A 12,270-nucleotide genomic window follows, 5' to 3' on the forward strand; every position below is an offset into this window, starting at 1 on the left:
TTCGATGGTCACGCTTGAGACTCCCCGCTTGATCCTGCGTCGCTGGCGCGAGGAAGACGTTGCGCCCATGGTTGCTGTCAATGCCGACCCCGAGGTCATGCGGTGGATCCGTGACGGCAGCGTCCGTGACGAACAGCAGACTCGCGGCGGGGTCCAGGCATGGGAGAGCGAGTGGGAGTCACAGGGCTTCGGCCTGTTCGCCGTGGAGATCCGGTCCACTGGCGAGCTGGCCGGGTTCACCGGCCTTTCGGTGCCCGACTTCTTGCCGGAGGTACTGCCGGCGGTTGAGGTCGGCTGGCGGCTGGGACGTTCCCACTGGGGGCAGGGCTTGGCCACCGAGGCCGCTGCGGCCGCTGTACGGTTCGGGTTCGAAGAGCGAGGGCTGGAGCGGATCGTCAGCATCACTCAAGTGGGCAACGACGCCTCCGAACGGATCATGACCAAACTGGGGATGCATCCGGTCCGTGAGACCGTCAATCCCACCTGCGGTCGGCGAGTGCGGGTGTTCGAGTTGTCGTCGGACCAGTACGTCACAACCACTCGTTGATCGCGGCTACGAGGACGGTAGCCTCGTAGAGGACCGCGAGTTTGTCGTACCTGGTGGCCACGGCTCGATGTCTCTTGAGGCGATTGATGCCGCACTCGACCGCGTGCCGGGCCTTGTAGTCCTCTGGGTCGAACTTCGGTGGCCGGCCACCGCTGGACCCGCGCTTCTTGCGGTTGCGGACCTGGTCGGCCTTGTCCGGAATGGTGCAGCGGATACCGCGACGCCGCAGATAGGCGCGGTTCTTGCGGGACGCGTTGTGCTTGCCGAAAATATCATTCGCCCTGGTGGGATGCGGTGCGCATGGTGTACCGGAGGCCGACCGGCGAAGTCGCCTGAACGGGCGCTCTCGCGAGGCCGGCGCTCACCGCGGCAAGATGATCGACCGTGTTGCTGCGACTGGCCTTGTAGGTGCCGAGAAGTACGTCCGTGCAGGTCATGCGACATGGTGGTACTCGTGGAGGATGCCGCTGAGGCGGTCGCGTCGGCGGACGTTGAGGTGGGCGAGCCTGTTCGGTTGGACGATCGGCGCGGGTAGCGGGCGGAGAGGCGCGGCGCCTTTGAGGGTGCGGTGGGGTCTGTGATCGTTGTAGAACTGCTCGTACTCGCGTAGTGCGTGGAGCAGGTGGGTCTCGTTCCATATGAGGGTGCGGTCGAGGAGCTCGGCCCGGCATGACCGTACCCATCGTTCCGTGATGGCGTTCGTGCGGGGTATCCGGGCGCCGGTCTGGATGACCTTGATGCCCTCGGCCTGCAGGGCTGCGTCGAAGGCAGCTGGGTAGCGGGCGTCCCGGTCCCGGATCAGGTACTTCGCCCTGGCGTTTGCGTCGTGGAGGTCCATGACCATGTTCCGGGCGAGTTGGGTCACCCATGCCGCGGTCGGGTGGGCGGTTGCGCCGAGGATGCGGATGCGTCGGCTGGCGTGTTCGATGACGGCGAGGACGTACGGCGTCGCCCCGGTCAGGGTCTTGGTTTCGAAGAAGTCGGCGGCGAGGATGGCGTCGGCCTGCGAGCGTAAGAAGGCCGCCCAGGTTGTGTGTTCCCGCTGGGGTGCGGGCGGGATGCCGTGTTCTTTGAGAATGCTCCACACGGTGGAGGCGGCGACCTTGGTACCGAGGGCGGAGAGTTCGCCGTGCATGCGCCGGTAGCCCCAGCTCGGATTCTCCCGTACAAGGCGCAGAACCAGGACCCGGATGGAGCGGACGGTACGTGGCCGGCCGCGGCGTTTGGGACGGGAGGCCTTCGCGTGGCGGCGGCGGAGCAGGTCGCGGTGCCAGCGCAGGAGAGTGTCTGGAGAGACGATCAGGCGGAGTCGGCGGAGCCGTGCTCGAGGGAAGCGGTGTAGCAGGGCCGCTAGAGTGCCCGGTCGGGCCAGGTCAACTGCGGACGGTCTACCGTGCGCTGCAGCACGGCGACTTGGTGGCGCAGCCCCAGAATCTCCAGGTCCTTCTCGCGATCGCTCATCGGTACGAGCCGTACGAACGTGAACACGGTCGACAGGGTGAGGTAGAGGAGTCGCAGCAGCACAGTCAAGCATCTCGCTGGTCGGTACGGACGGGCTACACCCGGTCTTGGTCCAGGGGAGGAACTAGCGATCGCGTTGGCCTTTCTCCAAGCTCACCGACAGTGCGCGACCTGCACGGACGTAATATCCGGCACCTACAGAGTTGACCCGACTCGGGCATCGGATCGCCGCCTCGACGGTGTGGGAGATCCTCCACGCGGCCGGCATCGACCCTTCTCCACGTCGCTCAGGTCCCTCCTGGCGCCAGTTCCTGACCGCGCAAGCCGAGGGCATCATCGCGGCAGACTTCTTCCACATCGACACCGCCCTCGGCAGGCGGATGTATGCGCTGGTGTTCCTCGAGCACGGCACCCGGCGACTGCGCATCATCGGGGTCACCGCCCACCCGACCCGGGACTGGGCGGTGCAGCAGGCGCGGCATCTCACCGCCGCCCTGGGCATACGCATCGAGTCCCTGCGCTTCTTGCTGCGCGACCGCGATGGCAAGTACGGCGAGGCCTTCGACGCCGTCTTTCGGGCCGAGGAGATGGAGATCCTCAACAGTGCGCCACAGGCTCCCCGCATGAACGCGCGCTGCGAACGCATCATCGGCAGCATCCGACGCGAAGCCCTCGACCACGTCCTCATCATGAACGGGGCCCACGCCCGCCACGTCCTCGCGGCCTACGAGCGGCAGTACAACGAACACCGACCTCACCAGGCCCGCAACCAGCTACCACCCGACGCCCCCGAACAACCCGCCGCGGCGCATGGCCTCAGCACCAGCAAAGTCCTGCGCACCCGGATCCTTGGCGGCCTCATCAACGAGTACAAATATGCGGCATGACACGCAGCGATGACTATTCGAGCGGCACACGATCCAGCTGCACCCCTGCCGCAACTCGTTGCCGCCTGCGGTCACGCGGCGCGTGCCGTGGTGCGCCGGGGGATGAGCGTGGGGGCGAAGGTCCGGGTGCTCGTGGGGACGCCGGCGATGAGGTCGATGAGCTGGTCGACGGCGGCCGCGGCGATGGCGTCGAAGGGGACGCGGACAGTGGTCAGGGGCACGGCCAGCCGGGTGGCGAGAGGGATGTCGTTGTAGCCGACGATGGAGAGATCCTCGGGTACGCGCAGACCGGCGCGCTGGACGGACGCGAGGACGCCGATGGCGGTGTTGTCGTTGACGGCGAAGACCGCGGTGGGGCGTGGGGTGCGGGTCAGCAGGTGCTGGCCTGCTTCTTCGCCGCTCTCCATGCTGAAGGTGGAGGGGAGGATGAGTGCCTCGTCAAAGGGGAGGCCCGCCTCGCGCAGCGCCTCCTCGTATCCGGCGCGGCGGCCGAGGGCGCTGGATGCGTAGGTGGGTCCGGCGATCAGGGCGATGCGCCGGTGGCCGAGGTCGATGAGGTGCCGGGTGGCGAGGTAGCCGCCGAGACGGTCGTCGCCCACCGCCGCTGCGCTGTCCCCGTACGTTCGCAGGGCCAGGACGTGCGGGATGCCCTTGTGCGTGAGGTCCTGGGAGAAGCCGCCGTCGGTGCGGGCGGTGGTGAGTACGAGGCCGTCGACGCGGCGCTGGAGGAGGACGTCGCCGTTGTCGCGTTCGAGGTCGGGGTCGTCGTGGGTGGTGGCCACGAGTGTGTGGTATCCGCGTTTGAGGCTGGCGGCGGCGATCTCTTCGTAGAGCATGGCCATCACGGTGTCGGTGAGGCGGGGCACCAGAACGCCGATGGTGTTGGTCTGCTGCCGGCGGAGGTTGGCGGCGACGGGGTTGGGTGCGTAGCCGATCTCGGTGGCGATCTCGCGGATCCGTGCGGCGGAGGGGCTGCGGTAGAAGCGGTGCTCGCGGTTGAGGGCGCGTGAGACGGTGGACGGGCTGACCTTGGCAGCGCGGGCGACGTCCGCGATGGTCGGCGGCTTGCTCCCGGCTGCCGGAGCCGTGGAGTCGTCGCGTTCCGGCCCGCTCATGCTCCCCGCGTCCTCTCTCGTGGCCCCTTCGGCACGTGAATCCTACCCGTTGTGCAAGCCGGCAGGGAATCGATTGCACACGGCTCGTCCCGTCCGCACGAGCCGTGTGCAATGGAGCGGACGGGACGGGCGGCTGCTCAGGGTGACAGTTCCTCCAGGACTCTGCCCTTGGTCTCGATCGCGAAGGCCATTGTGACCAGGCCACCGATGAGCGCTACTGCGGCGAAGGCTGTGAAGACGTAGCGGATGCCGAGGTCGGCGACGATCCAGCCGACCATGATCGGGCCGACGGACGAACCGGCTCTGAGCCAGGCGCTGCCGAAGCCGGTGCCGATCGCGCGTAGCCGGGTCGGGTAGAGCTCGGCGGAGTAGAGGTAAAGCGAGAAGGAGATGGTCTGCAGGATCGCGTAGGCGATGGGGGCGAGGATGACGACCTGGGTGGCTGTGGTGGCTCCCAGTGCCGTGAGGATGAGCAGCGGCACGGTTGCCGCCAGGAAGGCCGCGGAGTACCAGCGTTTGCGGCCGACCTTGTCGATCAGCAAGGCGCAGATGACGGAGGCGACGACGCCGACGCCCGAGGTGATCCATCCGTAGGCGAGGCTGGTCTCCAGTGGCAGCTTGAAGACCTGTTTGTAGAGGGTGGGCAGCCAGGTGACCAGACCGTTGTTGATCATGTAGACGCAGGCCCACAGGACCCAGATCATGAGGGTCCGCTTCCGATAGATGCCCTTGAACAGCTCCCGCCAGTCGGAGCGGGTGGTGGCCTTGGTGTTGAGCGGGCGGATAACGGGCTCGGGCAGGGGGAGGCCTTGCCTGACGGCGTCGTCCTCCAGCTTCCTGACGACGGCGTCGGCCTCCTCAGTACGCCCCTTGGAGGCCAGCCAGCGCGGCGACTCCGGCATCAGCCAGCGCAGGGGGATGGCGAGCACCGACGGGATCACACCGACGATGAACATGGCCTTCCAGCCGTACGTCGGCACCAGGAAGTATCCGGCGATGCCGGCGAACATCAACCCGACCGGGAAGATGACCTCGTACAGGAGGAAGAAGCGGCCTCGTTTGCGGGCGCCGATGAACTCGTTGATGTAGGCGCTGGCCACCGGCACCTCACCGCCGGTTCCGATGCCCTGGACAAAGCGGAACACCATCATCGACGCACCGCTCCAGGCGAACAGGCACGCGATGTCCATCGAGACGAAGAGCACGATGGTGATGAGCAGCGTGTGGAGGCGGCCGATCCTCTCCGCCAGCCATCCGAAGACGAGCGCGCCGATCAGCTGGCCCAAGTAGCCGGCCGACAGGATCAAACCGACCTGGGAAGCGCTGAGGTGCCATTCGTCGACCAGTTTCGGCATCGCGAAGGCGATCGCCAGCACGGTGTAGGCGTCGAAGAAGGTGGCGCTGCCGACGATGACGCGGATCAGCATCAGGCGGCGTGTGACGGGAAGACGTTCGAGGCGGGCGACGAGTGCGGCGTTCGTGGCCCGTGCTGCTCCTCCGTCGGCGACAAAGGTTGTCATGTGGTTCCTCGCCGTTGAGGTGGGGGGCCGGCAGGCGGTGAGCGGTGCGTGCCGACGGGTGGGGCGCAGGATCGGCAGCTCGTGCTGCCGATCCTGCCAGAGCCCGGCAGGGGAGTTCCGGGCCGAGGACGTGAGGCGTGCGGCGGCTGTCGGTCAGATGAGCTTGGCGTGCTTGAGCGCGAGCTCGATCTCGGCGACCGCGCCGTCGGCAAGCGGCTGCAGCGGCGGGCGGACGGTGGCGTCCTTGAGGATGCCACGAGCCACCAGGCCGATCTTGAGCGCGACGGTGCCCTCCATGTGCGAGCCGCGGTGGTAGACCGCCCTGGTCACGGGCAGCAGGCGGTCGTGGATCTCGCGCGCCTTGGCATAGTCCTTGGCCTTGCCGGCCGCGATGAACTCGACGAGCGGTTCGGGGGCCAGGCCGCCGTAGCCGACCAGGGCGCCGTCGACGTCGAACATGGTGTGCAGCAGGTACTCGTCGTGGCAGGTGAGGATCTGCAGGTCGGGGAAGTTCTCCCGCAGCACCGGGATCTCTGTGTCCCAGCGGCGCATGTTGCGCACACCGTTCTTGGTCGCGACGGTGCCGGGCTGGGCGGCGATCTCCAGCTGGGTCTCCAGGTCGTACGTCGCCTTGGTGACGTCCGGGTACTGGAACAGGATGTTCTGCAGGCCGGACTCCTCGTGGATGGCCCGGTAGCGCTCCTGCGGCGCGCCCTTCTGGAACCCGAACCGCAACCATCCGTGCGAGGGGTAGACCAGGGCGCCGATCGCACCGGCGTCCGCCGCGCGACGGGCCTCCAGGGCCGCGACCTTGGTGCCCTCACCGGTGATGCCCGCGATGATCGGCACCCGGTCACCAACCGCCTCGACGAGCGTACGGATGAGCGCCACCTGCTCCTCGGCGGTCAGGTACGTGCCCTCGCCGGCGTGGCCGAGACAGACCAGCCCCTTGACCCCCTCCACGGAGACCAGCCACCGCGCCAGATCGGCGTTGGCGGCGTGGTCCACCTCGCCGTCCGCCGTGAACGCGGTGACGGGGGCCGGGACGAGGCCGCGCAGATCCATGGGGTCCATGACACACTCCTTGTGGAATCGATGACGGAATCGATTGCACAACCTTGCCGTGCGAACCGTCAAGAGGGGTGGCGGAAGAAAAAGGGGTCCGACGAAACGTCCGCGTTACGTCGCTCACGGGGCAACGGGCCTGGGTCTGCCGTGCCCGCGCTCCCGTGATCAGGATCCGCGGCCGTTCCGGCCGTCGGATCTCGATCGCCGCGTTGACCTGCTACAAGAGTGGCGAACGCTGTCGATGATCTACCGGCCTCGCTGTGACGACGGTCGGCTGAAGGACGCAAAATCTCGCTGCCAGGACGCGGCTGTTCATCGCGGGGCAGGACTGGCGGACTGTAAACCGACTGTGCGGGTGCCGGTAAATCATCCACGCAGGTGAGAGCCTGTTCAGAGATTTTCGACTTTGGCCGACGCTCACCCCGGCGTCTTCACCTGCACAAGGCCCCAACGGCATCATGATCTCTCGTGCTGCTGCGCCTGGCCTACCTCGCCGTGACCAACACCCTGGCGTTCCTACGTCTCCTGCCGATGAGCGACAGAGACAAGGACATCGAGATCCTGGTGCTCCGGCACCAACTGCTGGTCCTGCAGCGTCAGGTCGGCAAGCCTGCCTTCAATGACAGTGATCGCGCCGTCCTCGCCGGCCTTCTGCGCCACCTGCCCAAAGACAGACTGCGGCACCTTCTGCTGCTGGTCCGCCCCGAGACGGTCTTGCGCTGGCATCGGGAGCTGCTCAGGCGGTGCCATGCCGCGACCTGCATGCCCAAGCGGCGTGGACGCCCACGCACCATCCGCTCGATCCGTGCCCTCGTCCTGCGTCTGGCCAGGGAAAATGCCTCGTGGGGATATCGCCGGATCACGGCGAACTCGCCGCACTGGGGATCAAAGTCGCCGCCTCCACGGTCTGGGAGATCCTCCGCGATCATGGCACGCCGGTCACGGATCAGAGCCCAGAAGACGTTGACGCGACGGCGGGCGAGGGCCAACACGGCCTGGATGTGACGTTTGCCCTCGGCTCGCTTCCTGTCGTAGAAGCGGCGCGAGTTGGGGTCACAGCGGATGCTGATGAGTGCGGAGGTGTAGAAGACGCGTTGCAGCCGCCGATGGTATCGCTGTGGCCGGTGCAGATTGCCGCTGACCTGCCCGGAGTCACGCGGGGCAGGGGCGACGCCAGCGAAGGCCGCGAGCCGGTCCGGGGAGGGGAAGGCGTCCAGGCTGCCCCCGATACCGGCCAGGAACTCGGCGCCCAGGATCGCTCCGACGCCGGGTATCGACAAGATCACCTCGGCGAGTTCGTGCTCGCGAAACCGGCCCTCGATGAGTTTGTCGGTCTCGGTGATCTTCTCGTTGAGGGCCATCACCTCCTTCGCGAGGGTGTGCACCATCTTGGCGATGGCCTGCTCACCCGCAACGGCGGTGTGCTGGCGCCCGGCGGCCTCGACCGCCTTCGATGCGAGCGCTTCGGGACCGCGGACCTTCCGGTTGCGCAACCACGTCGTCAGGCGCCGGGTGCCTGTCCGGCGGATCGCGGCGGGAGTCTGGTAGCCGCTCAGCAGGATCAAAGGACCGGTGCTTCCGCCGAGGTCGACAGCCCGCTCCAGGGCCGGGAACATGCTGGTCAGCAGGGACCGGAGCCGGTTGATGGTGCGCGTGCGGTCTCCGACCAGGTCGATGCGGCGGTCGGTCAGCAACCGCAGCTCGATGCCGGCTTCGTCGCCAGGCCGGATCGGCTCCAGGTCCCGCCGCATGCGGGCCTGATCGGCGATCACCCCTGCATCGCGGGCGTCGGTCTTGCCAGCACCGCGGTAGCTGTCGGTGGCCCGGTTGACTGCGATGCCGGGGATGTAGACGAGCTCCTGGCCATGGTTGACCAGCAGGGCGATCAGCAGAGCAGGCTCACCGCCTGTCATATCCAGGGCCCAGGTCACCTGGTCACCCCCTGCCAGGTCCAGGACGTCGCCGAGGAGCTTCAGCAGCTCCGGCTCGTCGTTGGCCACTCGCCGCGACAGCAGCGTGTCGCCCTCGGCGTCCAGGACCAGGCAGTGGTGGTGGGTCTTCCCGCAGTCGGTCCCCGCCCATATCCGGCTCATCGTGCTCCAGTCGTTCGTACTCGTCTTGCACACCACGGACGACCTCGCCGGCATTGCTCTACACAGCGACCTGTTCGCACTTCCCAATCGGCGGCCGAGTCGTCGTGGGGAGCCGGGCGGCGAAGCATGCTGAGCCATGGTCGGCAGCCACCTGAGAGCCACACCCAGCTCCCCTGGGCACCCTCACCCTACGAATGGGAGGACCAGCCCAATCAAGAAGGTAGAGCCACCTGAGCTGCGCGGATGATTTATCGGCACCCGCAGAGTTCCCCCTGGATTCTGCGGCAGCCCCAGCGCGGGTTCTCCCGCGCCAGCCGCAGCACCAACTCCTTCACGGCTTCCGCTGTCGCTGGCCGGCCCGGCCTGCTCCGGCACTCGCTGTAGTCCCACCTGCATGCAACGAGACGCCGATGCCAGCGGATCAACGTCCCTGGCGTCACGGGGAACACCTGCGCCCAGCGACGCCGGGGTATCAGCGAGGACACTGCCGCGAACCACAACCGGTCCGCCCACTGGTACCGCACCGGACTCGCAAGTTGCCTGCGCAGCACCGCGTTCTCGTGCCGGAGTACGAGCAGTTCAGCGTCTCTGGCCGTCTGCCGACGCAGCAACACCGCTGGAACCGAGAGCAGCTTTCGTGTGACCTGATACACCAGTGAGACGATCACCTGGACATGGTCCCAACGCGCCCGCAGACCCCGCCAGACCGCCTACGACCTGCAGCGACGCATTCCTGAACGGCAGAGGATGGGTCCTCTACCGTCACGGTTGACCGGCGGGCCCCGCTGCAGCGCTCAGGCTCCCTGACCAGCACAGACGAGGTTTCTGGCACGTACACCCATGCCTGGTGCCACCGCTGTACCGACCGCACGCTGACACGTAACTGCTTGGCGACCACGGCATTGTCGTGTCCCAGGGAATAACCCGGCTGCCTGCATCCGGATGTGCTCGCGAAACACCCGTCGCTCCGTGGTCAGCCCGCCTCTTTGTAAATACCTCATATGATCGGCTTACCGCGACTACCACAACTTGTCAGCCGCCGCGACATCACGCCAGCAAGGTCAGTAGCCGAACCAGGTTGCTTGGAGCACCACGATGCGCTCGCCGCGGACATCGGTCAGATAGGTGAGCATGAGCTGTCCCTGGGCCTCGGTGCGCAGCCCGGGGCTGGAGCCGGTGTACGAGGGGCCTTCGAGGAAAACCATGGACTCACGCACGGCGATTTCCTGTGCAAGCTGTTCAGCGTGGGCACGTGCCTGGGGCGGCAGGTCTTCGAGGAGATTGTCCGGGTCGGCTTCCCAGCGCCAGTCAGCCACCAGCGACCTCTCGGTGCGCCGCCCGTACGATCTCCCCTGCCTCGTGGATGGCGCGGGCCCGCACGTCGGCATCGTCGCTGTCCATGGAGGCTTCGGCCGCGTGCAGCCGTCGGGCTGTCTGGGGGTGCCGCTCGATCTCCACAATCACCCCCCACTGGCGGTAGAACATCCGGATCGGCACGACGCTGTCCTCCTCGCCCGCCCGGATAAACGCCTTCTGCATGTCTTCGAAGAACTCCGGCAAGCGGGATGGCACTACCGTAGCCACGGCCTGGCGCAACGCAGGGAGTGTGAGGGCAGGCCTGGTGATCAGTGGGCCGTCACTCTCTGTATGCGGCACTGTCATGGTCAGCCCCTTCCCTCACCCTGCGCACGTCCTGCATCAGCCTATCGCCCATCCATCTCGCCAGCGGCGGCATTTGCGCTATGCCGCCTGGCCTGGCCGGCTCCCGAGCCGTTCGTGCACACCGAGATCGTGGGTGTGTCCGGCATTGCGTCCCAGAGCACGGGACCGGCCCTGCTCAGGGCCCGGCTGCGGGCGTCAGAAGCCGTATCTGAACCGATCATGGAACGTGCGGGTCGAACAGGTTTTTCGCCGGGGTGATCTTCCCGTCGTACGCGCATGAAGACGGGGCCTCTCGGTAGCTCGAGGATGCGAATCCAACCGAGCAGTGCCGGGAGGCCCTGATGTCGTTGTTGTACGCCTCCGAACGCCTCCCGTCCAACGCGGCTGCACGATCGTGTGATCACCTCGCGCACGCGTACGGCAACGCGGTCGGCCGCCGGGACCGGGAACGCCGGTATCCCTCCGACATGTCGGACGCGGAATGGGCGGCCGTCCGGCCTCTGCTGCCGGTGCCGGCCTGGCTTTGGGGGAGGGGCGGATGGCCCGAGGGTCACTGTCACCGGCAGCTGCTGGACGTGATCCGTCACCTGGTCACGGGCGGGATCTCGTGGCGGGCGATGCCCGCGGACTTTCCCGGCTGGGGTCGGGTCCGCGCCTTCTTCCGCCGCTGGCGCGAGCGCGGGCTGATCACAGACTTCCACGACCGGCTGCGCGGGAAGTCCGTGAACGGGAGGGCCGCGAGGCAGGGCCCACGGCGGGGGCATCGACGCGCAGTCGGTGCGGGCCGCCGCGACGGTGTCGGCAGCCTCACGCGGTTACGACGGCGGCAAGAAGGTGCCGGGCCGCAAACGGCACATCGTGACCGACACCCTCTTGCGTCAGTGGCCGCATCATCGATGTCACCGTCGGCCTCGCGGCGTCGTCGGCCGTGTTGTCAGTGGCCTGCGGCATGATGCGGGGCACGTGACGGCCTGCCCGACAGGGGCTTTGAGACCGTCCTCGACGAGGGGAGTGCTGTGCGTAGGCCGGTCGCAGGCGAGGTGCGTGTTCACGATCGTCAGATCTACGTCGAGAGCGATCCGGACAGCGCCAGACCTGACCTCGCCAAGGCGCTCGCGTACCAGATCGGGGGGTTGTGCGGGGCTGCGGTCCCAGGTGTGATCGTCCTGTCCACCGGGCTGTACGCGGGCGACGTCGGCTTTGTCGTGGAAGTCCACGACGCAGCCCCTGTGCTGGACCCGGTCTGGGATGACGTGATGGAGGTGTCCTTCCGCCCCGAGTCGGAACGCACAAGTTTGGTGCAGGGGGACGGCGAGGCCGCGTGGGACCTGGGTCTCGCCCGGACCGACTACCGGGTCCGGTACTGCGCCCGGGGGATGGACGAGGGACGGGAACTCTCCACCAGAGTGGCCGGGGAGTCCCGGGCGGACAGCTACCTCCTGCAGTTCTGGCCTGCCCCACCCCGCCCGGACGAGGTGATCCGCCACACCTCGCGGATGGCCGGGGACCTGCACTGGAACGTGCGCCGGACGGCGCGTACGCCCGAGCAGCTCGCCGAGGCCGAACGCCTGACTCGCCAGGTGTTCCAACGGGCCGCCGAGGAGCGGGCCGAACAAGCCGCCGAGGGGCGCCGCCTGCACCACGAGGAGTGGGAGTGGGGCGGGCGGCTGCCGAGCGAGAGGCTGCGCGGTGCCCGCGAGAGCAACGTCCTCGGTCTGCTCCGCTTCGACAGCGACCTGGTGCACGCCCTCGATGTCGTGGGTCCCGAGGTCCAGCGTGCAGTGGCATTGCTGGCCGCGCGGCGGGCCTGCGAGGCTGCGGGCCTGACCGATGTGCCGTGGGTCGCCCAGGCGCTCTCGGAGTCGGCAGAGGGACGCCCTCTGCCGCCGCCGTTCGACGACCCGGCCCGGATGTGGG

The 12,270-nt window shown here is 67.6% G+C and carries 7 protein-coding genes and 9 pseudogenes; 6 read left to right on the forward strand and 10 right to left on the reverse strand.

Annotation, left to right across the window (positions count from 1 at the left end):
• The first annotated feature begins 67 nt into the window (after positions 1-67).
• Positions 68-547: a GNAT family N-acetyltransferase gene (locus ACWY4P_RS45305; RefSeq protein WP_456213272.1), complete on the forward strand. Its 480-nt coding sequence runs from the start codon at positions 68-70 to the stop codon at positions 545-547.
• Here ACWY4P_RS45305 and ACWY4P_RS45310 read toward each other — a convergent pair.
• Both ACWY4P_RS45310 and ACWY4P_RS45315 read right to left on the reverse strand, forming a co-directional pair.
• A pseudogene (locus tag ACWY4P_RS45310) lies at positions 531-878 on the reverse strand (transposase); the annotation flags it as partial. The gene ACWY4P_RS45305 and the pseudogene ACWY4P_RS45310 overlap by 17 nt on opposite strands.
• Positions 879-980: 102 nt before the next feature.
• Positions 981-2,071: pseudogene (locus ACWY4P_RS45315) on the reverse strand (integrase core domain-containing protein).
• Between the two features lie 137 nt (positions 2,072-2,208).
• Here ACWY4P_RS45315 and ACWY4P_RS45320 point away from each other — a divergent pair.
• Positions 2,209-2,895: pseudogene (locus ACWY4P_RS45320) on the forward strand (integrase core domain-containing protein); the annotation flags it as partial.
• A 71-nt stretch (positions 2,896-2,966) separates the two neighbouring features.
• Here ACWY4P_RS45320 and ACWY4P_RS45325 read toward each other — a convergent pair.
• The 3 genes from ACWY4P_RS45325 to ACWY4P_RS45335 form a co-directional block, all read right to left on the reverse strand.
• Positions 2,967-4,010 carry a LacI family DNA-binding transcriptional regulator gene (locus ACWY4P_RS45325; protein ID WP_456206678.1) on the reverse strand — a complete coding sequence of 348 codons (1,044 nt, stop codon included), beginning with the start codon at positions 4,008-4,010 and terminating at the stop codon, positions 2,967-2,969.
• A gap of 137 nt (positions 4,011-4,147) precedes the next feature.
• Complete coding sequence (locus ACWY4P_RS45330) at positions 4,148-5,530, reverse strand: MFS transporter (protein WP_456206679.1); 1,383 nt, start codon at positions 5,528-5,530, stop codon at positions 4,148-4,150.
• 153 nt (positions 5,531-5,683) lie between these two features.
• A complete protein-coding gene (locus ACWY4P_RS45335) occupies positions 5,684-6,604 on the reverse strand; it encodes a dihydrodipicolinate synthase family protein (RefSeq protein WP_456206681.1) in 921 nt (306 codons plus the stop codon).
• Between the two features lie 146 nt (positions 6,605-6,750).
• Between ACWY4P_RS45335 and ACWY4P_RS45340 the strand changes: the two are divergent.
• Together ACWY4P_RS45340 and ACWY4P_RS45345 are read left to right on the forward strand one after the other, a co-directional pair.
• Positions 6,751-6,840, forward strand: a pseudogene (locus ACWY4P_RS45340) (transposase); the annotation flags it as partial.
• Between the two features lie 226 nt (positions 6,841-7,066).
• Positions 7,067-7,536, forward strand: a pseudogene (locus ACWY4P_RS45345) (integrase); the annotation flags it as partial.
• Here the strand turns inward: ACWY4P_RS45345 and ACWY4P_RS45350 are convergent.
• The 5 genes and pseudogenes from ACWY4P_RS45350 to ACWY4P_RS45370 form a co-directional block, all read right to left on the reverse strand.
• Positions 7,531-8,691 (reverse strand): annotated as a pseudogene (locus ACWY4P_RS45350) (IS110 family RNA-guided transposase); the annotation flags it as partial. The pseudogenes ACWY4P_RS45345 and ACWY4P_RS45350 sit on opposite strands and share 6 nt — an antisense overlap.
• Positions 8,692-8,954: 263 nt before the next feature.
• Positions 8,955-9,359 (reverse strand): annotated as a pseudogene (locus tag ACWY4P_RS45355) (integrase core domain-containing protein); the annotation flags it as partial.
• Between the two features lie 170 nt (positions 9,360-9,529).
• A pseudogene (locus ACWY4P_RS45360) lies at positions 9,530-9,692 on the reverse strand (helix-turn-helix domain-containing protein); the annotation flags it as partial.
• Positions 9,693-9,752: 60 nt separating this feature from the next.
• On the reverse strand, positions 9,753-9,908 hold the full coding sequence (locus tag ACWY4P_RS45365) for a hypothetical protein (protein ID WP_456206683.1): 156 nt from the start codon (positions 9,906-9,908) through the stop codon (positions 9,753-9,755).
• 91 nt (positions 9,909-9,999) lie between these two features.
• Complete coding sequence (locus tag ACWY4P_RS45370) at positions 10,000-10,251, reverse strand: hypothetical protein (protein WP_456206684.1); 252 nt, start codon at positions 10,249-10,251, stop codon at positions 10,000-10,002.
• A gap of 569 nt (positions 10,252-10,820) precedes the next feature.
• Here ACWY4P_RS45370 and ACWY4P_RS45375 point away from each other — a divergent pair.
• Together ACWY4P_RS45375 and ACWY4P_RS45380 are read left to right on the forward strand one after the other, a co-directional pair.
• Positions 10,821-10,991 (forward strand): annotated as a pseudogene (locus tag ACWY4P_RS45375) (transposase); the annotation flags it as partial.
• 157 nt (positions 10,992-11,148) lie between these two features.
• A complete protein-coding gene (locus ACWY4P_RS45380) occupies positions 11,149-11,514 on the forward strand; it encodes a hypothetical protein (protein WP_257569159.1) in 366 nt (121 codons plus the stop codon).
• The last annotated feature ends 756 nt before the right edge of the window (positions 11,515-12,270 follow it).

Source organism: Streptomyces sp. LZ34 (assembly GCF_053890475.1).